Source organism: Fundidesulfovibrio putealis DSM 16056 (assembly GCF_000429325.1).
In the GTDB taxonomy this organism is placed as follows: domain Bacteria; phylum Desulfobacterota; class Desulfovibrionia; order Desulfovibrionales; family Desulfovibrionaceae; genus Fundidesulfovibrio; species Fundidesulfovibrio putealis.
The window spans coordinates 229,949-253,228 of record NZ_AUBQ01000004.1 but is presented as its reverse complement, the minus strand read 5'-3'; the positions used below and the strand labels follow the sequence as shown (position 1 = coordinate 253,228).

Annotated in this window: 23 protein-coding genes, 1 tRNA gene and 1 pseudogene; 19 read left to right on the top strand and 6 right to left on the bottom strand. The window is 61.9% G+C overall.

Annotation, left to right across the window (positions count from 1 at the left end):
- Positions 1 to 234: 234 nt before the first annotated feature.
- Positions 235 to 312 (bottom strand) — tRNA-Pro (locus G453_RS0104110).
- Between the two features lie 177 nt (positions 313 to 489).
- On the opposite strand from G453_RS0104110, the gene G453_RS0104105 reads away from it, so the two are divergent.
- The 7 genes from G453_RS0104105 to G453_RS0104075 all read left to right on the top strand — a co-directional run bounded on the left by G453_RS0104105 (position 490) and on the right by G453_RS0104075 (position 9,497).
- Positions 490 to 1,569: a protein-glutamate methylesterase/protein-glutamine glutaminase gene (locus G453_RS0104105; RefSeq protein WP_027190026.1), complete on the top strand. Its 1,080-nt coding sequence runs from the start codon at positions 490 to 492 to the stop codon at positions 1,567 to 1,569.
- A 43-nt stretch (positions 1,570 to 1,612) separates the two neighbouring features.
- The gene (locus tag G453_RS0104100) at positions 1,613 to 3,547 is read left to right on the top strand and encodes a HEAT repeat domain-containing protein (RefSeq protein WP_027190025.1); all 1,935 of its coding nucleotides are present in this window, start codon (positions 1,613 to 1,615) and stop codon (positions 3,545 to 3,547) included.
- Positions 3,548 to 4,426 (top strand): CheR family methyltransferase, encoded by an 879-nt coding sequence (locus G453_RS0104095; protein WP_027190024.1) that lies wholly within the window; start codon positions 3,548 to 3,550, stop codon positions 4,424 to 4,426.
- A 72-nt stretch (positions 4,427 to 4,498) separates the two neighbouring features.
- Positions 4,499 to 5,269 (top strand): ParA family protein, encoded by a 771-nt coding sequence (locus G453_RS0104090; protein WP_027190023.1) that lies wholly within the window; start codon positions 4,499 to 4,501, stop codon positions 5,267 to 5,269.
- The gene (locus tag G453_RS0104085; RefSeq protein WP_027190022.1) at positions 5,266 to 5,988 is read left to right on the top strand and encodes a chemotaxis protein CheW; all 723 of its coding nucleotides are present in this window, start codon (positions 5,266 to 5,268) and stop codon (positions 5,986 to 5,988) included. Before G453_RS0104090 ends, G453_RS0104085 begins: the two co-directional genes overlap by 4 nt.
- Positions 5,989 to 5,996: 8 nt before the next feature.
- The gene (locus tag G453_RS0104080; RefSeq protein WP_027190021.1) at positions 5,997 to 6,365 is read left to right on the top strand and encodes a response regulator; all 369 of its coding nucleotides are present in this window, start codon (positions 5,997 to 5,999) and stop codon (positions 6,363 to 6,365) included.
- 30 nt (positions 6,366 to 6,395) lie between these two features.
- Positions 6,396 to 9,497: a chemotaxis protein CheA gene (locus tag G453_RS0104075; protein WP_027190020.1), complete on the top strand. Its 3,102-nt coding sequence runs from the start codon at positions 6,396 to 6,398 to the stop codon at positions 9,495 to 9,497.
- Between the two features lie 427 nt (positions 9,498 to 9,924).
- On the opposite strand, the gene G453_RS25980 is transcribed toward G453_RS0104075, so the two are convergent.
- From G453_RS25980 to G453_RS0104060, 3 genes are read right to left on the bottom strand one after another with little or no spacing between them, the layout of a single operon-like run.
- Entirely contained in the window at positions 9,925 to 10,653 is a 729-nt protein-coding gene (locus tag G453_RS25980; protein ID WP_051271622.1) for a FlgO family outer membrane protein, read from the bottom strand.
- Positions 10,654 to 10,695: 42 nt separating this feature from the next.
- Complete coding sequence (locus G453_RS22240) at positions 10,696 to 10,953, bottom strand: hypothetical protein (protein WP_043644356.1); 258 nt, start codon at positions 10,951 to 10,953, stop codon at positions 10,696 to 10,698.
- A 9-nt stretch (positions 10,954 to 10,962) separates the two neighbouring features.
- Positions 10,963 to 11,865: a FlgO family outer membrane protein gene (locus G453_RS0104060; protein WP_027190019.1), complete on the bottom strand. Its 903-nt coding sequence runs from the start codon at positions 11,863 to 11,865 to the stop codon at positions 10,963 to 10,965.
- A 289-nt stretch (positions 11,866 to 12,154) separates the two neighbouring features.
- On the opposite strand from G453_RS0104060, the gene G453_RS0104055 reads away from it, so the two are divergent.
- The 8 genes from G453_RS0104055 to G453_RS0104020 all read left to right on the top strand — a co-directional run bounded on the left by G453_RS0104055 (position 12,155) and on the right by G453_RS0104020 (position 18,672).
- Positions 12,155 to 13,222 carry a sulfite exporter TauE/SafE family protein gene (locus G453_RS0104055; protein WP_027190018.1) on the top strand — a complete coding sequence of 356 codons (1,068 nt, stop codon included), beginning with the start codon at positions 12,155 to 12,157 and terminating at the stop codon, positions 13,220 to 13,222.
- A 113-nt stretch (positions 13,223 to 13,335) separates the two neighbouring features.
- Positions 13,336 to 13,713, top strand: a complete 378-nt coding sequence (locus G453_RS0104050) for a desulfoferrodoxin (protein ID WP_027190017.1) — start codon at positions 13,336 to 13,338, stop codon at positions 13,711 to 13,713.
- Positions 13,714 to 13,716: 3 nt separating this feature from the next.
- Positions 13,717 to 14,229 (top strand): ferritin, encoded by a 513-nt coding sequence (locus G453_RS0104045; RefSeq protein WP_027190016.1) that lies wholly within the window; start codon positions 13,717 to 13,719, stop codon positions 14,227 to 14,229.
- A 2-nt stretch (positions 14,230 to 14,231) separates the two neighbouring features.
- Complete coding sequence (locus G453_RS0104040) at positions 14,232 to 14,726, top strand: ferritin family protein (RefSeq protein ID WP_027190015.1); 495 nt, start codon at positions 14,232 to 14,234, stop codon at positions 14,724 to 14,726.
- Between the two features lie 70 nt (positions 14,727 to 14,796).
- Positions 14,797 to 16,488, top strand: coding sequence for a 2-oxoacid:acceptor oxidoreductase subunit alpha (locus tag G453_RS0104035; protein ID WP_027190014.1), 1,692 nt, complete (start codon positions 14,797 to 14,799; stop codon positions 16,486 to 16,488).
- Positions 16,489 to 16,528: 40 nt separating this feature from the next.
- Positions 16,529 to 17,380, top strand: coding sequence for a thiamine pyrophosphate-dependent enzyme (locus G453_RS0104030; RefSeq protein WP_027190013.1), 852 nt, complete (start codon positions 16,529 to 16,531; stop codon positions 17,378 to 17,380).
- A 37-nt stretch (positions 17,381 to 17,417) separates the two neighbouring features.
- Positions 17,418 to 17,765 carry a hypothetical protein gene (locus G453_RS0104025; RefSeq protein ID WP_027190012.1) on the top strand — a complete coding sequence of 116 codons (348 nt, stop codon included), beginning with the start codon at positions 17,418 to 17,420 and terminating at the stop codon, positions 17,763 to 17,765.
- Positions 17,766 to 17,868: 103 nt separating this feature from the next.
- Positions 17,869 to 18,672, top strand: coding sequence for an alpha/beta fold hydrolase (locus G453_RS0104020; protein ID WP_027190011.1), 804 nt, complete (start codon positions 17,869 to 17,871; stop codon positions 18,670 to 18,672).
- Positions 18,673 to 18,749: 77 nt separating this feature from the next.
- Here G453_RS0104020 and G453_RS0104015 read toward each other — a convergent pair whose 3' ends face one another.
- The gene (locus G453_RS0104015; protein WP_235731691.1) at positions 18,750 to 19,529 is read right to left on the bottom strand and encodes a pseudouridine synthase; all 780 of its coding nucleotides are present in this window, start codon (positions 19,527 to 19,529) and stop codon (positions 18,750 to 18,752) included.
- Between the two features lie 82 nt (positions 19,530 to 19,611).
- Positions 19,612 to 20,235: a sulfurtransferase-like selenium metabolism protein YedF gene (yedF, locus tag G453_RS0104010; RefSeq protein ID WP_027190009.1), complete on the bottom strand. Its 624-nt coding sequence runs from the start codon at positions 20,233 to 20,235 to the stop codon at positions 19,612 to 19,614.
- Positions 20,236 to 20,346: 111 nt separating this feature from the next.
- Here yedF and ade point away from each other — a divergent pair, with 111 nt between their 5' ends.
- The 4 genes and pseudogenes from ade to G453_RS29155 all read left to right on the top strand — a co-directional run bounded on the left by ade (position 20,347) and on the right by G453_RS29155 (position 23,075).
- Positions 20,347 to 22,086, top strand: a complete 1,740-nt coding sequence (gene ade / locus G453_RS0104005) for an adenine deaminase (protein WP_027190008.1) — start codon at positions 20,347 to 20,349, stop codon at positions 22,084 to 22,086.
- Between the two features lie 388 nt (positions 22,087 to 22,474).
- Entirely contained in the window at positions 22,475 to 22,669 is a 195-nt protein-coding gene (locus G453_RS0104000; RefSeq protein ID WP_027190007.1) for a hypothetical protein, read from the top strand.
- Positions 22,670 to 22,778: 109 nt separating this feature from the next.
- Positions 22,779 to 22,949: pseudogene (locus tag G453_RS29160) on the top strand (collagen-binding domain-containing protein); the annotation flags it as partial.
- Positions 22,938 to 23,075, top strand: a complete 138-nt coding sequence (locus G453_RS29155; RefSeq protein ID WP_407635547.1) for a PEP-CTERM sorting domain-containing protein — start codon at positions 22,938 to 22,940, stop codon at positions 23,073 to 23,075. The pseudogene G453_RS29160 and the gene G453_RS29155, both read left to right, overlap by 12 nt.
- The last annotated feature ends 205 nt before the right edge of the window (positions 23,076 to 23,280 follow it).

Sequence of the window (23,280 nt, the reverse complement as noted above, 5' to 3'; positions counted from 1 at the left end):
GCGCTTTGGATTTAGCCTCAATCGCAGCTGACGACGATTCACCCAAGCCCCTGCCATCACTGGCGGGGGCTTTTTGCGGTACAGGCAGGTCACGAGGGCTGTGATATGGAAATACATCCGGGCGTACGGCAGCGCGTGGCCCTGGAAATCGGGGGGGGGGGCAGCGGCGGCAAAACCATTATCCGCAATAAAAAATCGGGGGCCTACGACTGTGTCGTAAGCCCCCGTTGTTCTTGGTCGGGATGAGAGGATTCGAACCTCCGGCCTCTGCGTCCCGAACGCAGCGCTCTAGCCATGCTGAGCTACATCCCGATGCGAGAAAGAGCTTCTAGACAACTTACGAGGGTTTGGCAAGCAGGAATTTTTGTTGTCATGCGAAGGTCTTTTCAAGTACATTTTATGCTGTTCTGCCATGTTCCCGAGACGTAAGGCTGCTAGCTTCATCTGGTCGGTTGTCCGGCCGACACGCAAAACCCAAAGGACGCCATAGTGATCAGTGTTGTTGTCGTTGATGATTCGGCCTTCATGCGCAAGGCGCTCTCGTCCATGCTCGAGAAGGATCCTGAGATCAAGGTCGTGGCTACGGCCAGAGACGGCCAGGAAGGCCTTGACCTCATCCGCAAGCATAATCCAGACGTGATCACCCTGGACATCGAAATGCCGCGGATGGACGGCCTGACGGCCCTCAAGCACATCATGATGGAGATGCCCAAGCCCGTGCTCATGGTCAGCTCCCTCACTGTGGAAGGCGCGGAGGCCACGCTCAAGGCCATGGAGCTGGGCGCGGTTGACTTCATCCCCAAGCAGCTCTCCAAGGTGTCGCTGGACATCGTCAAGATCGAGCTGGATCTCCAGGCCAAGGTGAAGCAGATCGCCCGGCGCAAATTCCGGCCTCCCATTCTTGCCCGCAAGCCCTGCATCCCTTCGTCTTCCTCCCCGTGCCCACCCGGAGAAACCGAGGCCAGGCGGGAAATCGTCCGGCCTTCCGGCTCCCTGGTGCGCGATCTGGTGGCAATCGGCGTTTCCACGGGCGGCCCCCCGGCCGTCCAGAAGGTCCTTTCCGGCCTTCCCAAGGATTTTCCCGCCGCCATCGTCATCGCCCAGCACATGCCCGCCGCGTTCACCGGGCCGTTCGCCAAGCGCCTGGACGGCGTCTGCCAGGTGAACGTCAAGGAGGCCGAAACCGGCGACCGGCTCATGCCCGGCCACGTGTTCATCGCCCCTGGCGGCAAACACCTGAAGCTGCACCAGAAAGTAAGCCGCGTGGAGATCGAAATCACCACGGATCCGGTGGAGGCCCTCTACAAGCCTTCGGCCAACGTGCTGGTGGCTTCCGCAGCCGAGGCAGTGGGCAGGCGGGCTCTCGGTGTCATCCTGACCGGCATGGGCTCCGACGGCATGGAAGGCGTCAAGGTGCTCAAGCAGAAAGGGGGCCGGGCGCTGGCCCAGTCGGACGCCTCCTGCGTCGTGTACGGCATGCCCAAGGCAATCGTGGACGCAGGGCTGGCTGATGAGATAGTGGACATAGAAGAGATGGCGCAGGCCATCATGGCCAATTTGTACAAATGATCAACGGGCCGCCCAGATGGTTTGGACGGCAGCCGGGGAGCTTATGGGTGAGCACGACGAACTGTTGAGCCAGCTTCAGTCCGGTGATGTGGAACTAGAACGCGAAGCCGCTTTCGCCGCCGGGGCTGCCAGGGTCGAGGAAGCCGTGCCGCTCCTGGCAAGGCTGGTGCAGAGCCAGAACCTCGGAGTCCAGGAGGCTGCCGACCGAGCCCTGCGCCAGATAGGCGGAGCCTCCGTGGTGCGTGCCGTCGCGCCGCTCCTGCGCTCTGACGACCCCCCGGCCAGAAACATCGCCATGGACGTCATGCGCGAGGTGGGCCACCAGGACTTCTCCACCCTGGTTGCGCTTCTTCACGACCAGGACCCGGACATGCGCATTTTCGCCTCGGACATTCTCGGCTCCACCGACACGCTCCAGGCGGTCGCCCCCTTGTGCGACGCCCTGCTCAAGGACCCCGAGGTAAACGTCCGCTATCAGGCCGCCGTGAGCCTGGGGGCGCTTGGCAAGCCTGAGGCGGCCACGTGCCTCAACCAGGCGTTGGCCGACGACGAATGGGTGCAGTTCGCTGTGATCGAGTCCCTGGCCAAGATACGCGACGAATCCTCAGTGAGCGCCCTGGTGGGAGCCCTGGGCAAGTCCACAGACCTGGTGGCCTCCATGATCGTGGACGCCCTGGGCGAAATCGGCAACATCAAAGCCGTTTCCATGCTCATCAAGCGCCTTGACGAATCGCCCACGGCGCTTCGCAACAAGATCTGCAAGGCGGTCGTGCGCATCCTGGGCGGCAAATCCCTTGCCCTTCTCTCCGAGAAACAGCGGGCGCAGTTCGGCGAGTACCTGCTGGCCGCGCTGACTGACGAGGACGTCGAGATCCAGGACGCAGCCATGCACGGGCTGGCCTTCGTGGGAGTGGAGCATGCGAGCCAGGCCGTCCTGAATCTGGCGGCCACCCTGGACCCGGACCGCGACCAGGACCGCCTGGAGCTGGCCGTTCATTCCCTGAGCGCCATGGGGCTCGACCCCGCCCTGCAGAACGCCCTGACCGTCGGCGACCACGCGCGGGCCATGGTGGCCGTGGAGGCAATGGCGCGCATCGGCGGGAGCGAGGTCTCCGAGATACTCCGGAACGCCTTCTGGAACTGCGACAGGGACGTGCAGCGGGAAATAATCGCCCGCGCACTCCTGAAAGTCGGGGGGGCGGAATCCATCGACTTTTTCCAGGACGTCCTGTCCAGGCATGACGACGGCACCGTCATCAAGGGCGCGCTCGCCTTCCTGGGCCAGAAGATGCGGGTGGGCAAGGCGGCGGACGCCATCTTCGCACTTCTCCAGCATCCTTACGACGACGTAAAGGAAGCTGCGCTGGACGCCTGCATCGCCCTGGGCGACTCCGTCATGAACGACCGCTTCCGCGCCATGACCCAGTCCGGCGAGCCGCTGGACCGGCTCATGGCCGTCTACGCGCTCGGCAAGATTGATCCCGAAGGCAACCTCGAGGTGCTCAAGGCCGCGCTTGAAGATGAGATTGCGGACATCCGCAAAGTCGCCCTGGAAGCCGTGGCAACCCTGTGCTCCCCAGGAGGGGACGGCATGGATCTGCTGGTATCGAGGCTGTCCGACGAATCCCGCGAGGTCAGGCTGGCGGTGGTGGAACAGATCGGGCAGCACTGCTCCCTCGGAGGAGGCACGAAATACCTCATCCAGGCTTTGAACGATTCCGACGACTGGGTCAAAATCCGCGCCATGGAAGCTTTGGCCATGCGCAGCGCGAAAGAGGCCATCCCGGATCTGGTGGGCCTATTGGACAGCCCCAACAAGCTCGTCGCCTTGAAGGTCATCGAGACCATGGGCGACATCGGCGGCAAAGTCTCCTTCCGGGCGCTCCTGGAAATCCTCAATGCCGAGGATCAGGAGCTTGCGGAAGCGGCTGAAGCAGCCATTTCCAAAATTCAAGAAGAGCACGGAGAGGATAACTAAATGTCCTCGCTTTTTTCAAAGACCATATCCCTGCGCAAAGAACTCAAAATCGCGGATTCCGAGTTCGTGCAACTGCGGGACTACATCTACCAGCAGTCCGGCATTTACATCGCGGACAACCGCAAGTACCTGCTGGAGAACAGGCTGGCCAACAGGCTCAAGGAGCTGAACCTCAAGAGCTTTGCCGAGTACTACCACTTTCTTCAGTACGACCCGAGCAAACGCCTGGAGTTGAACCGCCTTTTCGAAGTGGTCACCACCAACGAGACCAGCTTCTATCGCAACCCGCCTCAGCTGGCTGTATTTCAGAACAACGTGGTGAGCGAGGTGATAGAAAAGCAGCGCAAGCTGGGCGCCAGGAAACTGCGCATCTGGTCGGCCGGGTGCTCCACTGGCGAGGAACCCTACACCATCGCCATCATCCTGCATGAGGTTCTCAAATCCGAGATCGCCTCCTGGGACATAAAGATCACTGCCAACGACCTGTCCGAAGCGGTGCTGACCTCGGCACGGCGCGGCGTCTACAACGACTACACCCTGCGGACCACCCCCAAGGAAATCGTCGCCAAGTACTTCACTCAAGAGGAAGACAAGTTCAAGGTGAAGCCGGAAGTCAAACGTCTGGTGAATTTCGGCCAGATAAACTTGAGCGACAAGGCGATGCTCAAACGCGTCGACCGTTCACAGATAGTTTTCTGCCGCAACGTCATCATCTACTTCGATGATGAGATGAAGAAGAACGTCATCGGTTCCTTCTACGACAATCTTATGCCCGGCGGATTCATGCTGATCGGCCATTCCGAGTCGTTGCACAACATTTCCCGAGCGTTCAAGCCCAAGCACTACCCGGGAGCCATCGTCTACCTCAAGGAAGGTTAAAGAAATCACCTTTTTGTCCGAATATGACGACTGGCGATTCCTTGCGTGTTGCCTTAAAAGACGGGAGAGGACGTGTCTGTAAGAGTTGTGGCCATCGCCAACCAGAAGGGCGGCGTGGGCAAGACGACCACTGCGCTTTCGCTTGGTGCGGCCCTGGCCAGACTTGGCAAGCGCGTGTTGCTGATGGATCTGGACCCCCATGGATGCGCCTCGGTGCATCTGGGATATTTTCCGGAGAATGTGACTGTCTCCGCGTACGATCTGCTTCTGAAAGGCACGTACGATGCGTCGCTTTGGAAGCAGGCCGTCTTTCCGGCCCTTGAAGGCAAAATGGATGTAGTGGCCAGCAACGTCAGGCTGACGGAGCTGGATATAGACCTGAAGGCGCGCGAGAACAAAGGCGTGCTGTTGAAGGAGCTTCTGGAGCAGGCGGCGGGTGACTACGACTACGTCATCCTGGACTGTCCGCCCAACATGGGAGTGCTGCTGGTGAACGCGATGGTGGCCTCGGACATGCTCATCATCCCCATCCAGACGGACTTTCTGGCGCTGCACGGCCTGCGGCTGATCTTTGACTCCATCCGGCTCTTGAACAAGGTGCTCGCGAAGCCCGTGGCCTGGAAGGCGCTGGCCACCATGTTCGACCGCAGGGCAGGAGCCTGCCGCCGGGTGCTGGAACTGCTCAGGAACAAGCTGGGGGGCAAGATGTTCGACACCGTGGTCGGCATGGACACCCAGTTTCGCGAGGCCAGCGCTCGAGGGCTGGTGATTTACGATGTCGCTCCCGACTCGCGCGGGGCCAGGGAGTATATGGCTCTCGCAAAGGAAATACTGGCTGCATGAAGAATCTTGAAAATTATTTCGAGCAGGACGTGGCTCTGCCGGAAACGGGAGCTTCCGCCAAGGACCTTACCGGCTCCGAGCGGGCTTTCCTGGAAAAATACGTGGGTGCGGGCTGGGAGAACACCCCGGCGGGCAAGGCGCTGGAACGCCCCGTGCGCGTTGAGCAGGTGATCGGAGGAGGCCTCGACGCCGTGACGCCGGACGCGGCCCCGACCGGGCAGCCCCAGGACAACGCCGCTCCCGCCGTGTTGTCCGGAGACGCGTTGGAAGCCTCGCTCATGGCCGAGGAAGAATTGCGCCTGGTCAGCTTCCATGTTTCCGACCAGGTGTTTGCGGTGCCCATAATGCTGGTTCAGGAGGTGCTGCGGGCTGTTCCCGCCACCAAACTGCCTGCCGCGCCGCCGTTTCTTGCCGGAGTGACCAACCTACGGGGCAGGGTGACGCCCCTGGTTGATCTGGCGCGCTTGCTTGGCATTCCCGTCGGCCAGGACCACGAGGACAAGTTCCTCATAGTCTGCCGGGTTCACGATATGCAGATAGGCCTGCTGGTGCGGGCCATCGACACAATGTACAAAGCCCCGCGAGGGGACATCGAGTGGAACATCGAAGCCCAGGTCGGAGTGAGCGCCGACCTTATGGCAGGTCTTTTGAAGGCCGACGACAGGTTGATAAAGATACTCTCAGTCAACCGTCTGTTCCAGAAAGTGCTCAAGAGCTAGGAGCCGCCATGTCCAAGACGATTCTGATCGTTGACGATTCCAAAACGGTCCGCAACCTCGTGGCCTTCATCATGAAAAAGGAAGGCTTCAAGGTTGTCACGGCTGAAGACGGCCTGGACGGCCTGGAGAAACTGTATTCCGCCGAGAAGATCGACCTGATCGTCTCCGACATAAACATGCCCCGGATGGACGGGTTCACGTTCATCAAGAGCGTGCGCGAACAGGAAGCCTACAGGGACATCCCCATCGTGGTCCTCTCCACTGAGGGCCAGGAGAAGGATATCCAGGCCGGCATGTCCATCGGCGCCAATTTGTACATGGTCAAACCGGCGCAGCCGGACAAGATGGTCAAGAACATCAAGATGCTCCTTGGCTAGTCGCAAACGACACGCCTTGCAGAGGTGCGCATGAGTCAGGATTTCATGGATCCCGAACTCTTCGCCGATTTTATCGTCGAAGCGAAGGAACATCTGGAAACCATCGAGCCCAACCTGTTGGAGCTCGAAAAAAACCCGGACAATCTCGGCTTGTTGAACGAGATTTTCCGCCCCATGCACTCGCTTAAGGGGGCATCGGGATTTCTCGGCCTGAATCACATCAATGGCCTGGCTCACAGAGCCGAAAACATCTTGGACGAGTTGCGCAAGGGCAAGATCGCGGTCACGGCGGCCATCATGGACGTCATCCTCTCGGCTACCGACGCCTTGCGCACAATGATCGACAACCTGGAAACCCAGGGATACGAGGGCGAAGTCGAAACCGCCTCCATCATCCACCGAATCGAAGCCATCCTGGCCGGCGAGGACATGTCCGAACCGGTTGTCGCCTCTGCCTCCGCCGTGGAATCGGTTCCCGCTGTCGAGACTCCACCCCTGGAAGATGCGATTCTCGACGTGGAGCAGATCGAAACCTTCGGACAGCCCGATCACGAAGCCTCCGCACCTGTCGCCACCACTGCCCAGGAGGACTCCGTGACCGCGAAGAAGACGACCCCAACGGGTGAAAATCGCGCGTTCATCATGCCTCCTGTGGTCGAAACTGGGGCCGCCTACGGCTTGCAGGCCATCGGAGAAGGGCACCTGACCGATTTCCTGGAGGAAGCGCAGGAGCTTATCGAAAGCCTGAACGCCGGACTCCTTGAACTCGAGAAAGATCCGGAAACCGGCGGCGATCTGGTCAACGACATTTTCCGTTACTTCCACAACCTCAAGGGCAACTCCGGCATCATCGGCCACAAGGAACTGAACGCCCTGACGCACGAGGCGGAAACCCTCCTCAACAAGGTGCGCAAAGGGGAGATGGCGTCCACCCCCCGCATGATCGACCTGCTGCTTGGCACGGTGGACATGATGGAAACCCTGGTCGGCAAGATCGACGCCAAGCAGAACAACGCCATCCCCGTGGACATCTCCTTCCTGGTGGAAAAGCTGCAGCAGGCCGTAGCCACCGGCGACGTGGATTTCAGCGATATGGTCGCGCCCGTGACGGAAGAGGCTCCTGCGTCTGCCGAGCCCGAGCCTGTATCCGCCGAGCCGCAAGCCGAGGCTCCTGCGGAACCTGCGGTCGAAACACCGCCCACGCCGCCCAAGCCGAAAGAGACTCCCCAGGAGACCGCACCCCCAGTCGGCGACTCCGGCCTGGACGCCGAAGATATCGAGATTTTCGAGCAGACCACTGCCCAGCAGATGGACAACATCCATCTGGCCCTGAAGGAACTCGCCAAGGACGGAACCAACAAGGAATACATCGACGGCCTGTACCGTTCGCTGGACACCCTGAGAAATTCCACCGGCTACATGGGCTTTGCCGACCTGAAGGTCTACGCGGAACGCACTGCGGGCATGGTGGACCAGGCCCGCAAGTCCGGCCTGGACTTCGAGCTGATGCTGGACATCCTGGGCCAGGAATGCGGCATCATCTCAGACATGCTGAAGAAGGCCCTGGCGAGCCTCAAGGGCGGCGATGCCAAGCCCGCCCCCGCGCAACCTGCCGCTGCCCCGCAGCCCAAGGCCGAAGTTGCCGTGGAGGAACCCAAGCCTGAAGCTGCGCCAGCGCCCAAAGCCAAACCCGCCAAGCCGGAAAAGGCCCCCGAGCCTGCTCCCGCCAAGACGGAGCCGAAAGCTGCTCCCAAACCGGAAGCCAAGCCCACGCCCCCGGCTGAGCCGAAGCCGGTGCCCGCTCCGGTCGCCCCCAAACCGGAAACCAAGCCTGCTCCCAAGCCCGAAGCCAAACCCGCCCCCGCACCGGCAGCCCCGGCAGGGCAGGGACAGCCTGCGGGCGGACCGAAAGTCTCCTCCACCATCCGCGTGGATCATGAGAAGCTGGACCACCTGATGAACCTCATCGGCGAGCTCATCATCAACCGAAATCGGTATGCCCTGCTGGCCAGATCCCTGGAGGAGGGCAAGCTCGAGGTCCAGGAAATCGCCCAGCAGCTCACCGAGACCACCTACGCAATGGCCCGGTTGTCAGACGACCTTCAGGACACCATCATGAAGGTACGCATGGTGCCGGTGTCCTCGGTGTTCTCGCGCTTCCCGCGCCTGGTGCGCGACCTGTCGCGCAAGTCGGGCAAGGAAGTCGAGCTGGTGATGGAAGGTGAGGAGACCGAGCTGGACAAATCCGTGGTGGAGGTCATCGGCGACCCGCTGGTGCACCTGATCCGAAACAGCGTGGACCACGGCCTCGAGACAGAGGAAGCGCGCGTGGCGGCGGGCAAGAGCCCCATCGGCAAGGTGTACCTGCGCGCCTACCACAGGGGAAACTCCGTGGCCATCGAGGTAGAGGACGAGGGCAAGGGCATCGATCCGGCCAAGATGCGCGAGGTGGGCATCCGCAAGGGGCTGGTCACGCCGGAAGAGGCCAAGGCCATGGACGACCGCGACGCCCTGGAATTGATCTTCATGCCGGGATTCTCCTCGGCGGAGACCATCACCGACATCTCCGGGCGAGGCGTGGGCATGGACGTGGTGCGCACCAACATCAAGAACCTCAAGGGTACGGTGAGCGTCACCAGCGAAGTGGGCAAGGGGACCAAGTTCACCATGGCCCTGCCGCTGACCCTGGCCATCATCGACGCCCTGATGGTCATGGTGGGCAACCAGACCTATGCCATCCCCCTGGATGCAGTGTCCGAGACCACCAAGATCGAGGTCAAGCGCATGACCGAGGTCAACAAGCGCAAGGCCGTGACGCTTCGCGGCGAGGTGCTGGGCATAATCGAGCTGCGCGAGATCCTGGAGATTCCCGCCGAACCTGACGAGGAACAGAAGGAAATCGTGTCCATGGTCATCCTCCAGGACAACGACCGGCGCCTGGGCGTGATCGTGGACAAGCTGCTGGAGCGCCAGGAGGTGGTCATCAAGCCTTTGGGCAGTTACCTTTCGGACTTCGACATGCGTGGCCTGTCCGGCGCGACCATCATGGGCGACGGCTCCGTGGTGCTGATCCTCGATCCTCACGAAATCTACCTGATGTCCACGTCGCAGCGCGGCTCGTCCAGCATGTAACGGGAATCTCTCGTACACGTATAAAAATACAGGCGGACCAAATGGTCCGCCTGTTCGCGTTTATCTGTACAGCTGAAGGGGAGCGGCTGGGGTTATGCCTCTTCACGTGCCCGACGCTTTGAACGCCGACAACGTTCCATGCGAATCAAAGCGACAAGAGAACTATCAGACCTAGTACCGACTGCATGATTCCTGGACAATCCAGCTTCACTCCGTCAGGCCGAAAAGAACAATCTTCCCTGGAGGGGATTCCAAAGGGACTTGTCCCTTTGGCCGCCGGAGGCTTTCTTTCGCCTGTCCATCCCTTTCGCCAACGTCACCCGTTCTTGGACCTGCTTTCGCCGTTCCAACTCTTTCGACAATACCACCCTTCCTACACGCGCTTTCGTCAGCCCATCGACTCACCACTCCCAAATAAACTCACTCTCTACGGCAGCAGAAAGTTGGGAATTTTCTGCCTGCTGGTTCGCCAGTCTCCAGCGGGAAGATATGTCGGCCCAGGATCGGGGACGCCTGGGACGGTGGCCACGGTGGGGCGGATGGTTCCCCTGCCGCCCGAGGACGATTCCATTAGATAGGCCACGGGCAGGCTCATGGGCATCACGCTGCTGGTCTTGGCCAGCACGTCGTTGTTGCGGGCGTCCATGACCTCCACGTTGAAACGAACTCCCTGGGGCGTGGCCACGTAGGTCCCGGCCATGATCAGGGTCCCCTGGAAGCGTTTCGTGGCCAGCGCGCGCACGTCGCGGCTCAGCATGAATTCCCCCTGGGACTTGTCGAATATCACCTCGGAGGTCTTCCTGATCTCCTGGACGTAGTATCCTTTGCCCGTCATGGCCGAACCGAGTTGCTCGGCCATGGCCCTGGCCAGGGGGGCGGCCTGCCCCATGTTGTTGAGGTCGGTCGGCGTGGTGACTACCAACCATTGCAGGCCGCGCGTGGTGGTGTGGTCGAACCCCAGGCGTCCGGCCAGCTGCGTGTCCAGTTCGTCGGCCATGATGCGCGCGTACTGGGGGTAATATTCATTGGTGTCTGGCTTGTTGCCGCCCCAGGGCATGGCCCCCCCCACCTCGTGGAAAAGCGAGGCCATCTCGCCGTTGGCATAAGGGGCGCAGGCCGTGGCGACAAAAAGCAGCAGCCATGCGAATCGTTTCATGAGCGTACTCCTCGGGCGGCATGGGCCGCCTGCAACAGACCGTTAGCGCAGGCCATGAATAGCCCTGTCGGCGGCGGCGATTTCCGCGTCGCAGCGCCGGGTCATGTCCATGTCGCGCGCTGTGGCCCTGGCAAGCACAAAGTGTTCCCTGGCCAGCAGGTAGCGCCCTGCGCGCATGTCGCGAAGGCCCAAGGCGTAATGATCCAGGCTGTGCGCGTCCTGCGGAATGACGGTGAGTCCCTTGCCCTGCGAGCATCCGGCCAGCAGGAGCGTCAGGATTACGGCGATGGATCGAAACATGTCCGTTTCCTATTGCTGCGGCGGGGCTGCCGGTTTGGCGGGTGTTTTGGCGGCGGTGTCCACCGGCTCGCACCCGGGCGGGCAGGGCGCCTTGGCCTTGGGTTTTGCGCTCGGCTTGGCCGTGTATTTCTTCTTTACGGACGGCGTATAGGGCGTTGGCGTCCTGGCTCCGGAGCCGGGAGGATCATTCACGTCGCGCGCGCCGATCATGGTGGGCGGAGTGGGGCGCAGGCCGTTGTAGTCCGGCATGCCCAGCATGCGCCGCAGGGTCGGGGTCATGGGGATGAGCACCGATCCGGTGCGCAGCACCCGCCCGGATGCTTCCACCAGCCGCGCGTTGACGAACAGGTTCTCGCGGTCCACATAGTACGACCCGGCCAGCACGGCCAGGGGATCGGCAGGGGCCTTCCTGCCCTTGGCGCGAACCGGTGCGGCTCCGCGTGCCTCGCGCACAGGGAACCCACGGCTGTTCAATTCGTAAATCATCTGCTCACCCACCAGGCGCCCGAAAGAGGACGAGGACCTGTTGTCCTGATCCACGAAGGCCGACGGCATGCTGACGACGCCCGTCAGAGGAGTGTCTCCGTCAAGCCCTCGGGTGATCTGCGAGGCGAGCTCGCGCACGTAGAGGCGGATCTCCTCGGCGTCAGCGCGCGAAGGGGCCTGGGGCGCGGGAGGGCTGCCCGGGGCGTAATAGACGTAGCCACCCGAGGCGTCCGGCACCATGTACCCTTGGGAAGCGCCAGGGGTGGAGCGCACGCGCACTCCCGAAACACCATTTATTGTGGTGCTTTTCGAGGCGGAGACGTCCACCTGCGCGCCGGGGTCCACCGGACCGATGGTCTGCGCCGAGGCCACGGCGGGCAACGCCAGGGCGCACAGCAGCGCGGCGGTGAGGGCAAACGCGCGCATGATTGTATCCTCCAAGGGTTTATCCCTTTATCGGCGGCAGGACGAAAACCCTTTAGACTCGCCAGGGCGGACGAATTTTCCTATGTATACCGCCTCTGCCGCATTTAGGCAAAGTCCATGCCGTGATTGTGGACAACCGGATGTGTTCTGGTTATTGAATGGTCACGGGTTTTGTGAAATTCGTGACTATCGATGGAGTTGAGGCTCTCGTGGACGCCCAGCCGCGCCCAGGAGATCCCGGCTTGGATGCCGACAATGCGGGGGGGCCGCAACCAGGAGGCATGGAGCCATGTATTTTCCAGTCGCAGGGATAGAGGTTTCACCGTGGATTCCTCCGGTGGTCGCCTTTTGCGTGTCCTTCTGCACGTCCATGGGCGGCGTATCCGGGGCCTTTCTGCTGCTGCCTTTCCAGCTTTCCGTACTTGGGTACACCTCCCCGTCGGTGAGCGCCACCAACCAAGTCTACAACATCGTTGCCATCCCAAGCGGCGTGTACCGCTACATCAAGGAACGGCGCATGGTCTGGCCGCTGACCTATGCCACGGCCATCGGCACGCTGCCGGGCGTTTTCCTGGGGGCCATCATCCGGGTGAAGTATCTGCCAAACCCCTCAAGTTTCAAATTGTTCGCCGCCTGCGTGCTCGGCTACATCGGCCTGCGTCTGGCACGGGACACCTTCTTCAAGAAAGCTGCCCCGGCCAAGGCAGCGCCGGGTGCGGGTCCGGGCTGCGCCATGCGCGACGCGCCGAAACAGGCCAGTTGCGCCGGAAAATCCCTGGGGGGCCTTAACGCCGCAAGCGCAGGGCAGGCGGGACAGCTGGGATGTTCCGGCAAGCCGCTGGAGGCTCAGGCCGGGACAACAGGCCCGCGTTGCGGCCCGCAAGGCTCGCTGGTGGACAATCTGGCCGTGTCCAAGGCCAGCTACAGCTTCAAGCGGGTGGAGTTCACCTTCCAGGGCGAAACCTACGGGTTCTCCACGGGCGGCGTGCTGCTCATGAGCTTCGTGGTGGGCATCGTGGGCGGCGTGTACGGCATCGGCGGCGGAGCCATCATCGCCCCGTTCTTCGTGGCCTTCTTCGGACTGCCCGTCTACACCGTGGCTGGCGCGGCGCTGATGGGGACGTTCCTGACGTCCGTATGCGGCGTCCTGTTCTATCAGGCCATCGCCCCGTACTACCCCCAGATGGCCGTGGCCCCGGACTGGACCCTTGGCGCGCTCTTCGGCCTGGGCGGCTTCGCGGGGATGTACGCGGGGGCGCGCTGCCAGAAATACGTTCCGGCCAAGTACATCAAAACCTTCCTGGCGGCCTGCATCCTGTTTTTGGCCGTGAAATACATTCTGGAGGCCTTCTCCTGATCCGGCTTGAAAGCTCTTGCGCAAACGCATCAAAAGTGGTTTATCTCATCAGAATGTCGGGCTGTTCCTCGAATGCGCGGCCCGTACTTCCATGAAACCACAAAGGAGCTGACATGACCGAAAAAAATGGCATCTACAAATGCGATATCTGCGGCAATATCGTTGAAGTCCTGCACACCGGCGGCGGCGATCTGGTGTGCTGCGGCCAGCCCATGAAGTACTTCCAGGAAAACACCGTGGACGCGGCCAAAGAGAAGCACGTCCCCGTGATCGAGAAGACCGCCAACGGCTTCAAGGTCATGGTGGGCAGCGTCGCCCATCCCATGGAAGAGAAACACTTCATCGAGTTCATCGAGGTGATCGCGGACGGCAAGGTCTACCGCCAGGACCTGCTGCCCGGCCAGAAGCCCGAGGCTGAATTCTGCATTGCCGCAGAGAAGATCGTGGCCCGCGAGTACTGCAACATCCACGGCCTCTGGAAGGCGGAGTAACCGATGCTCAGCGAGAAGATGGAGCAGGCCTTGAACGACCAGGTGAAATGGGAGCTGTGGTCTTCCTATCTGTATCTGTCCATGGCTACCTATTTCGAGGACATGGGCCTGATGGGCTTCGCCAGCTGGATGAAGGTCCAGGAGCAGGAAGAGAAGTTCCACGCCACCAAGTTCTACGGCTACACCTTCGAGCGCGGTGGACGCATCAAGCTCCAAACCCTCGAAGCCCCCGAGAACAGCTGGAAGAGCCCCATGGCCGCTTTCCAGGACACCCTCAAGCATGAGCAGGGCGTCACCGCCCGCATCAATGCCCTGATGGACCTGGCCATTTCCGAGAAGGACCACGCCACGGCGTCCTACCTGAAGTGGTTCATCGACGAGCAGGTCGAGGAAGAGGCCAGCGTGCAGGACGTGATCAACAAGCTCAAGCTGGTGGAAGGCAACCCGTCCGCCCTGTACATGCTGGACAAGGAACTGGCGACTCGGGTCTTCACGCCGCCGGCGGCCACGGCCTGATCATGACCGACGCCGGGGACATGCTCTGCAAGGCTCTGGACCTGGAGCGCAAAGCCCTGGACTTCTACACCGACGCCCAGGCGCGCTGCCCGAGTGAGCTGGCCAGGAAAGTGTTCGGTGTTCTGGCCGAGGACAAGCTGCGCGTTGCCAGACGCCTGGCGGAGATCCATGCGGCCCTGAACCAGGGACTCTCACTGGTCGGCGCGTGCAAGCTGACCGAGGAAGAGACGTCGATCCCCGGTGTTTTCGCCGAACTCAAAGCCGGTTATACAGGCGTTCCCGGCGAATGCCGGGCCGAGCTGGACGTGCTCATGCTGGCCATGGAGGTGGAGCACGCCTGCCTCAAGCATCTGGAAGACCAACTGCGCGAAGCCAAGGACAAAGACGTCCGCTTCTTCCTGGAACGGGCCATGGAGGAGGAGCGCGGACATTTTGTCCTGCTCTCAGACATGCGCTATTACTTCGAACGTTTCGCGGAATCCGCTGCTGAAAAGTAGTTCACCAGGCGGCCGCCGGAGCATTCCGGCGGCCGCCTTTTCATTAAGGCCCCAGGGCCTGGAGTCGGACATGCCGGACACTTGCGTGAACATCGTCGTCGGCGGAGAAGCCGGACAGGGCCTGGTTACCGTGGGAGATTTCCTGGCCAAGGCCCTGGTCCGGGCGGGCTACGAAATCGTCGTCACCCAGGATTATCTCTCGCGCATCCGGGGCGGGCACAACACCTACGCCATCCGGGTCAGCCACGAGGCGGTGCATGGCCCTCGCGAATCCATCGACCTGCTTGTGGCCCTGGACGCGCAGACCGTGCCCATGCACACGGGGGACCTGTCCGGGCGGGCCATGGTGCTGGCGGACGAAGCCATAGACCGCATGGGGCACACCGGCCTTTCGATACCCTTCAAAACCCTGTGCCCCAAGCCGATGTTCGAAAACATCGCCGCGCTGGGCGTCCTGGCCCAGGTTCTGTGCCTGGATCGCAAGTGGTTCGAGGATCTGATCGCTGAAACGTTCCACAAGAAGGGCGACGAGATCGTCTCCGCGAACCTGAAGGTCTTCTCGGACGCCTTGACCTGGGCCGGTTCGCAGCAGGCTGGATTTTCCTGCATGCCCGCCCCAGGGCGCACGGAAAAACGCCTGTTCATGCACGGCAACGACGCCATCGCATTGGGAGCCTTGGCCGCCGGTGCGAATTTCTGTTCCTATTACCCCATGACCCCGTCCAGTTCCGTGGCATCGACACTCATCGAGCACGCCCAACGCATGGGCATGCTGGTGGAGCAGGCCGAAGACGAGATAGCGGCCATCAACATGGCCCTTGGCGCGTCCTACGCCGGGGCGAGGGTGGTGGTGCCCACCTCGGGCGGCGGGTTCGCCCTGATGGTGGAAGGCATAAGCCTCGCCGGAATGACGGAGACCCCGGTGGTGGTGGTCCTGGCCCAACGGCCCGGCCCGGCCACTGGGCTGCCCACGCGCACGGAGCAGGGCGACCTGAACCTGGTGCTCTACGCCGGACATGGAGACTTCCCCAGGGCAATCTTCGCTCCCGGCACGCCGGAACAGTGCTTCGAGATGACCTACCGGGCCATGGATCAGTCCGAGAAGTGGCAGAGCCCGGTGTTCGTGCTCACGGACCAGTATCTGGCAGATTCCTACCGGGCGGTGACTCCTTTCGATCTTTCCGCCCTGCCTCCGGTATCCGCTCCGGCCCTGGCCACGGACGACCCCGCCGGGTACGAACGCTACGCCGTAACCGAAAACGGTGTATCGCCCAGGCTGGTGCCCGGCTTCGGGGAACATCTGGTGGTGCTCGACAGCGACGAGCACACCCCGGACGGGCACATTACCGAAGATCTCGGCGTGCGCGTGCGCATGGTGGACAAGCGCATGCGCAAGGGGCTGGGGTTGAAAGAAGACGTCCTGCCTCCGACTTTCACGGGAGACGACGCTCCGGAGATGCTGCTGGCCTGCTGGGGATCCACGTACGGACCCGCAGTGGAGGCCGCGCAAATCATGCGCACACAGGGGAAGAAAACCGCCGTCCTACACTTCGGGCAGGTGTACCCACTGAATCCGGACCAGTTCCTGCCGCTTTTGGCATCCGCCGGGCGCACGGTGATGGTGGAAGGGAACTATTCCTGCCAGCTGGCCGCGCTCATCCGCCAGGAGACAGGCTACGTCTTCGGCGCGACGGTAACGCGCTACGACGGCCTGCCCGTCACGGCTGGCTACATCCTGAAGCGGCTGGAAGAGGCGAATTGAGACGCGGACGACTTACGGGATTTCCGGTCAAGGAGCTTTCATGATTCCCATCGAGCAATACGGGACTTTCGAGACTGCCTGGTGCCCCGGCTGCGGCAACTTTTTCATCAACAAGGCCCTCAAGAAGGCACTGTCCACTCTGGATCTCCCCCCCCACAAGGTGCTGATCTGCTCGGGCATAGGCCAGGCCGCCAAATCACCGCACTATCTGCGCTGCAACTGCTTCAACGGCCTGCACGGTCGAAGCCTCCCTCCGGCCCAGGGCGCGGCCCTGGCGAACACCGAGGTGACGGTGTTCGCCGAAAGCGGCGACGGGTGCAGCTACGGCGAGGGCGGAAACCACTTCCTGGCCGCCATGCGCCGCAACGTGACCATGACCTACCTGGTGCACGACAACCAAGTTTACGGCCTGACCAAAGGCCAGGCCAGCCCCACCACCGCGCAGGGGCAGGCCACCAAGTTCCAGCCCTGGGGGACGCCCTCCATGCCTTTCAATCCCATATCCGTGGCCGTCACCATGGATGTGCCCTTCGTGGCGCGGGCGTACGCCGCAGAGGTCGATCATCTGGCGGACATCATCGTCCAGGCCGCCCGGCATCCGGGATTCGCCCTGGTGGACATCTTTCAGCCGTGCGTGTCCTTCAACAAGGTGAACACGTATGCGTGGTACAAGGAGCGCTGCTACAAGCTGGGGCAGGACCACGACCCCACGGACTGGCGGCAGGCCATGATAAAGGCCCAGGAGTTCGGAGACCGCGTTCCCATAGGGGTCATCTACAAGGGCTCGCGCCAGCCATACGAGCAGCGCATGGTTTCCTCTGTGCGTCGGCCGCTGGCCACCTCGAAGCCCGACATGACAGCGCTGGACGACATTCTGGAAGGCTACACCTAGGGATCGCTGTGCTTGTGTTGTGGGAAAGAGGTAACATATGGGAAAAATAGCTCTTTTTGTGTTCAAAGGCGAGATCCCCTGCTTCATTCACGTGATGCTGAACGCCATCGACATGCGTGAAAAGGGGATGGAAGTTAAAGTCATACTTGAAGGAGAGTCCAGCAAGGTGCTGGCCGAACTTTCTCGAGGGTCACATCCCATGCACGCCCTGTTCGAGAAGACCAAGTCGCTTGGGCTGATCGCCGGAGTGTGCAAGGCCTGCGCGCACGCCATGGGCACCCTGGACTCCGTGGCCAACGAGGGGTTGCCCCTGCTGGAAGACATGCACGGCCACGCCGGGATGGCCCCATACCTGCAAAAAGGCTTTCAAGTCATAACATTCTAGTGCATCACGACAGGGCGGTGTGGACCTTTTCCTGAGGCGTAATGTCGTTGGAGCATGCTCCGGCCACACACATCAGCTTTCAAGGAAATGAGGTCATTTCAGCATGTCAGACGATTTGCACATCGAAGTGCATGGAACCGGGCGTCCGCTCCTGCTGCTTGCAGGCTTGGCCATGGACGTGACCCTCTGGTACGATCTCGTTCCCGGCCTCGCCCGGCACTTTCAGGTGATCATCCACGACCCCAGAGGTTCGGGCCGCACCAAGGCCGACTTCGAAAACCTGAGCACCGGCGTCATGGCAGACGACGCCCTGGCGGTCATGGACCGTCTCGGCATCGAACGCGCGCACGTGCTGGGCTTCTCCCTGGGCGGCATGACGGCCCAGGTGCTCGCCGCAAGACACCCCGACCGTATCGACCGGCTCGTGCTGGCCTCCTCGGCGGCCTCCATGGGCACGGCGGGCATGCTGGCCATGCGCATGGTGGTGAAGCTCTTCGCCTCCCGCCACTGCATGGCCCACTCTGGCGCGGCCATGCTGCCCTGGCTGCTTGGTGAACGGGGTCTGAAGCAGGAGGGCGTCGTGGACAGCCTGTCTAGGCGCAAGTACGTGCCCACTTTGGCTGGTTTTTCCGCCCAGTGCGACGCGTTGGGCGCTCACGACGGCCAGGACCTGCTCTCAAGCATCACCGCGCCCACGCTGTGCATCTCGGGCGACCAGGACGTGCTGATACCTCCCGTCAGAACCCGCGCCATGGCCAAAAGCCTGCCGGACGCCCGCTTCGACGACCTGCCCGACTGCGGGCACATGTCTTATCTGGAAGCTCCGGACCTGTTCCGGCAGCGAGTTGTGAACTTCCTGGACGCGGCCCCGTGCAGCGTCCTGAAGGTCCCTTCATACGGTTTGTGAGCCTTATTGGCTTCATGCGATGCAAAAAGGGCAGCTCCGGATTCCGGAACTGCCCTTTTGCGTTGAGACTTTGAAGTCTACAGTCCGACGGCTTTCTTGAGCGCTGCGACCTCATCGGGGGTAAGGGGCCTGGAGCGGCCCGTCGGCAGATCGGCCAGGGCCAGCGGCCCCTGGCTCACCCGGACAAGCTGCAGGATGATCAGGCCAAGGTCGCGGCACATGCGCCTGATCTGGCGGTTCACGCCCTGCACCAGTTCCATCTCCAGCACGGTGGCCCGCTCGTCCTTCTGGACCACCTGGACCTTCACCGGAGCCAGCCTCTCGCCCTCGGCCAGGGTCATGCCGGAGCGCATGGTCCCCAAGGCCCGTTCGGACACGTCGCCGCGAACGGCCACGCGATAGAGCTTGGGCATGTGCCAGCGCGGGTGCATGAGCCTGTTGGCCAGCTCGCCGTCCGTGGTCAGGATGAGAAGCCCCTCGGAGAAGTAGTCCAGCCTGCCCACGGGGAACAGCCTGCGCCTGCGGCCCACCTCGCCCATGAGGTCCAGAACGGTGCGCCTGCCCTCAGGGTCCTTGACCGTGGTCACCACCTCGATGGGCTTGTTGAGGATGTAATACAGCTGGGGGCTTCCCGCTGCCGGGCCGCCCAGAGGCTTGCCGTCCACCCTGATGTCGTCCACGCCGAGGCGCACCGGCGTCCCCAGGTCGGCGGGGTTGCCGTTCACGAACACGCGTCCGGAACGTATGAGATCGTCGGCGGCGCGGCGGGAGCAGACTCCGGCCTGGGCCAGGGCCTTGTTCAGGCGCATGGCGTCGCCGGTGTCGCCGGAAACGGAGGAGGGCGTTTTCTGTGTCATCTCGTGGGGCGTTCTCAAAATGCGTTCATGCAAGTTATTTAAATTTTTTGAAAAAACTGTTCATTAATTTCAAAACGCGACTCTAGAGGTCGATCACCTTGTCGGCAATTTGCAGGCTGGTGACCACGTCCAGCATGTTGGTGGTCTGCCCCACGGCGCGCTTGTCCAGGAGGCCAAAGAACTCCAGGCAGGTGCCGCACACCAGGATGGACACTCCCTGGGCTTCCAGGGCGAGCAGGGGCTCCAGGCAGGGATTGTCCTGGGCGCTCATCTTCACCGCGCCGTTGACCATGACGATGCGCCACAGCTCCGGGCCAAGCTCAGGCAGGGTTTTCAGGAAGTTGAGCATGAGCTTGCCGCCCAGGACGTCGTCGCCGCGACCGATGACGTCAGCGCTCAGGAATACCGCAATGCGCCGGGGCTGGCCCTTGTCCGGAACGGGGCAGGGGTAGTCCTCAACTGCCGGAGCAGGCGTCTTGGCCGCATCTGTGCCGCGCTGGGCGGTGATGATCCAGGTGCGTCCGTCCTGGACCTGGGAGGCCGTATAACCGCAGGCCGTGAGGTAGCGGGTGACGTTCTCCAGGGCCGCAGCGTCATCCACCAGGACCTTCAGGTTGTCCGGTGCTTCCGCCTCGATGCACTTGCGGCAGGCCATCAAGGGCTGGGGGCAGGTCATGCCATGGCAATCGATGATCTTCTCGTTCATGAATCCGTCCTTTTTACGTCGGCTTACCATGGACATGGCTGCGAGGGTCAAATAGTATATGCGGATACCAGCCGCCTGCCCTCAGAGAGGCGGCAAATACCGGAGTATCGAATGGACCTGAACTCTCCAGTCGCGGGCATCGCCAGAAAGATATCCCTGGCCTTGGGCGACGCCCCGGCAGATGTCTTGCTGAAAAACGCCCGTTTGGTCAACGTGCTCTCTGGCGACATCCACGATGCGGACATAGCCGTTGCCGAAGGCATTGTCATCGGCTTTGGCGACTATGAAGCCCGGAAAGTCATCGACTGCGAAGGCCGTTTTGTCTGCCCCGGGCTCATCGACGGGCATATCCACATCGAGTCAACGCTGCTCACCCCCTGGGAATTCGCCCGTGCAGCCGCTCCGCGCGGCACCTGCGCCGTGGTCTGGGACCCCCACGAGATCGCCAACGTCCTTGGGCGCGAAGGCGTCGAATCCATGCTGGAGCTGACGGACGGCTGTCCGCTGACCTTCTACTTCATGGCGTCCAGTTGCGTTCCGGCCACCGACATGGAGACTTCCGGGGCGCGCGTGACGCCAGACGACGTGGCCAAGCTGGTCCGCGAGCATGCGGGCCGGGTGCTCGGTTTGGCCGAGCTCATGAACTATCCGGGCGTGCTGGCCAGGGACCCGGACGTTCTGGGCAAGATCGCGGCCTGCGGCTGCGCCGTGATCGACGGCCACGCTCCGCTGGTCCACGGCAAGGAACTGAACGCCTACATCATCGCCGGGCCAAGTTCCGACCACGAATGCACCGACCTGGACGAGGCCCTGGAAAAGCTGCGCAAGGGCATGCACCTCTTCATGCGCGAAGGCAGCGACGAGAAGAACCTCAAGGACCTGATCGCGGCAGCCAACGGGTTCAACGCCCAGAATATATCCCTGGTCTGCGACGACCGCGACCCCCTGGACCTGACCACTCACGGCCACATGGACCACAACGTGCGCATGGCGGTGAGCCTGGGCATGGACCCCATCCGGGCCATCCAGATGGCCAGCATCAACACCGCCCGCCACTTCGGAATGCGGGGCAGGGGGGCGGTGGCCCCCGGCTACCGGGCAGACATCGTCATTCTCGATGATCTGGAGACCTTCGCCGTGCATTCCGTCCTGCTCAACGGTCGGGACGTGGCGGAAACCTCCTTCACGCCGTCAGGCGATGTTCGCGCAGAAAACACAGTTAAATTAAGCTGTTCAGCTGGAAAATTAGCCTCGGATATCTTTGCAATACCTCAAGTTACGGATGAGGTTCGCTGCATCGGCGTGGTGACCGGCCAGATCATCACCAAGGCCATGGTCGTGCGCCCTGCCATTGTGGACGGATACGCCCAGGGAGACCCTGCCCGGAACCTGTCCAAGCTGGCCGTGATCGAACGCCACGGCAAAAACGGCAACGTCGGACTGGGCTTCGCGCACGGCCTGGGACTCAGGCGCGGCGCTTTGGCCGGGACCGTGGCGCACGATTCGCACAACCTGATCATTGCTGGCGTGTCCGACTCCGACATGGCCCTGGCAGGCAACATCCTGGCCGGGACAGGCGGCGGATACTGCGTGGTGGCAGACGGCGAGGTGCTCGCGCTCCTGGAGTTGCCCCTGGCCGGACTCATGAGCCTGAAGCCCGCAGAGACCGTGGCATCGGAGTACGCCGCATTGCGCAAGGCCTTCCGGGCCGTGGCCATCAATCCCGACGAATACACGCACCCGTTCATGGCCATGTCGTTTTCCTCGCTGGCGGTGATTCCCGAACTTAAGTTGACGGACAAGGGGTTGATCGACGTCGGCAGGTTCGAATTGGTCAGCCTCTGGGTGTGAGTGTTTTCGAAGCCTGCTGAAGGCCTTTGCCGGGAGTTTTGATTCCAGACAAGCCACAAGGCTTTCGACCCCGAAAATGAACCGGGACGCTGCCAGACGCGAACAGAACGCGTCTGGCAGCGTCTTTTTTATCTGCCCCGGGCCGCCCCGCCGGTACCCTTCGCCCGTTCTTAAAGTTTACATAATTTACATTATGAGACAATGATAAAGACACCCGGAGAGGGCGTTTGTTCATGATTCCAGATGGTTGATAAAAACCGGCTACGAAGCCCGACTCCGGACGTTGCCGTCTCTCAATCCCCTTCCACTGCGAGACGAAGTCTCCCTGAGCGTTTCATATTCTGACGACCACGCAGAAACTCGCGCCTCGACAGGCGGCCTGGCCAGCATGCTGGCATCCACTGAATTCAAGCTGGAACTCTTGTCCTCATGGATGGCAAATCATCAACCCGTTCACGCATATTTTCATCATGGCCAGAGTGACGCGTTCCCCAAGGACACCTTTCATATGGGTAAAATCGCGGCCTGCGGCAGCGCCGAGATCGACAGCCATGTCCCGGCCTGGTTCACGGCAAGGAGCTGAACGCCTACTTCATCGCCTAGACATCTGCGGCTTGCTCATTCGTGATCCTCCGTCAATGCCTTGGCTCACTTGCAACCCCACGCCTTAACACTACGCCAACTTCAGCGCCGCAGCGGACCGCATCCTGTTCAACCTCCCGGATGCGACCAGCATAACCCTGAGTTCCGGAATATACGGCTCGCTCCTGGCTCCGCTGGCATCGGTCCAGCACCAGTGGGGAGTCATCAACGGACAGGTCGTGGTGGGCAACTGGTACAGCTCGGTACAGGTGAACGACAAACCTTTTGAGGGTAATATCCCCCGCGCGGCCACCCCCGAACCGGGGACCATCCTCCTTGTGGGATTGGGCGCAGCCGGACTGGCCTACATGGGCCGCAGAGCCCGGAGGAACCGCCAGGAAGCTTAGAGCGGGTTGGCCTCCTGCCGCTTCCCCGTCAGACACTGGGAGGCGGCTGCCGTCGCTATGACTGAGACGGACAAAACGCCCATTCAGCATGTGAAGTGATTTTCTACGATCCCAAACGTGAAAGCCAGCCCGTGGCTCCAGGGATTATCCGACGAACAACAAAAGGCCCCGGATGCGACAGCATTCCGGGGCCTGATTTTTTTTT

Excerpts from the sequence above, each read along its gene's own strand:
- G453_RS0104100 (WP_027190025.1), top strand. The coding sequence starts at position 1,613 with ATGGGTGAGCACGACGAACTGTTGAGCCAGCTTCAGTCCGGTGATGTG.
- G453_RS0104095 (WP_027190024.1), top strand. The coding sequence starts at position 3,548 with ATGTCCTCGCTTTTTTCAAAGACCATATCCCTGCGCAAAGAACTCAAA.
- G453_RS0104085 (WP_027190022.1), top strand. The coding sequence starts at position 5,266 with ATGAAGAATCTTGAAAATTATTTCGAGCAGGACGTGGCTCTGCCGGAA.
- G453_RS0104080 (WP_027190021.1), top strand. The coding sequence starts at position 5,997 with ATGTCCAAGACGATTCTGATCGTTGACGATTCCAAAACGGTCCGCAAC.
- G453_RS0104075 (WP_027190020.1), top strand. The coding sequence starts at position 6,396 with ATGAGTCAGGATTTCATGGATCCCGAACTCTTCGCCGATTTTATCGTC.
- G453_RS25980 (WP_051271622.1), bottom strand. The coding sequence starts at position 10,653 with ATGAAACGATTCGCATGGCTGCTGCTTTTTGTCGCCACGGCCTGCGCC.
- G453_RS22240 (WP_043644356.1), bottom strand. The coding sequence starts at position 10,953 with ATGTTTCGATCCATCGCCGTAATCCTGACGCTCCTGCTGGCCGGATGC.
- G453_RS0104060 (WP_027190019.1), bottom strand. The coding sequence starts at position 11,865 with ATGCGCGCGTTTGCCCTCACCGCCGCGCTGCTGTGCGCCCTGGCGTTG.
- G453_RS0104055 (WP_027190018.1), top strand. The coding sequence starts at position 12,155 with ATGTATTTTCCAGTCGCAGGGATAGAGGTTTCACCGTGGATTCCTCCG.
- G453_RS0104050 (WP_027190017.1), top strand. The coding sequence starts at position 13,336 with ATGACCGAAAAAAATGGCATCTACAAATGCGATATCTGCGGCAATATC.
- G453_RS0104045 (WP_027190016.1), top strand. The coding sequence starts at position 13,717 with ATGCTCAGCGAGAAGATGGAGCAGGCCTTGAACGACCAGGTGAAATGG.
- G453_RS0104040 (WP_027190015.1), top strand. The coding sequence starts at position 14,232 with ATGACCGACGCCGGGGACATGCTCTGCAAGGCTCTGGACCTGGAGCGC.
- G453_RS0104035 (WP_027190014.1), top strand. The coding sequence starts at position 14,797 with ATGCCGGACACTTGCGTGAACATCGTCGTCGGCGGAGAAGCCGGACAG.
- G453_RS0104030 (WP_027190013.1), top strand. The coding sequence starts at position 16,529 with ATGATTCCCATCGAGCAATACGGGACTTTCGAGACTGCCTGGTGCCCC.
- G453_RS0104025 (WP_027190012.1), top strand. The coding sequence starts at position 17,418 with ATGGGAAAAATAGCTCTTTTTGTGTTCAAAGGCGAGATCCCCTGCTTC.
- G453_RS0104020 (WP_027190011.1), top strand. The coding sequence starts at position 17,869 with ATGTCAGACGATTTGCACATCGAAGTGCATGGAACCGGGCGTCCGCTC.
- G453_RS0104015 (WP_235731691.1), bottom strand. The coding sequence starts at position 19,529 with ATGACACAGAAAACGCCCTCCTCCGTTTCCGGCGACACCGGCGACGCC.
- yedF (WP_027190009.1), bottom strand. The coding sequence starts at position 20,235 with ATGAACGAGAAGATCATCGATTGCCATGGCATGACCTGCCCCCAGCCC.
- ade (WP_027190008.1), top strand. The coding sequence starts at position 20,347 with ATGGACCTGAACTCTCCAGTCGCGGGCATCGCCAGAAAGATATCCCTG.
- G453_RS0104000 (WP_027190007.1), top strand. The coding sequence starts at position 22,475 with ATGCTGGCATCCACTGAATTCAAGCTGGAACTCTTGTCCTCATGGATG.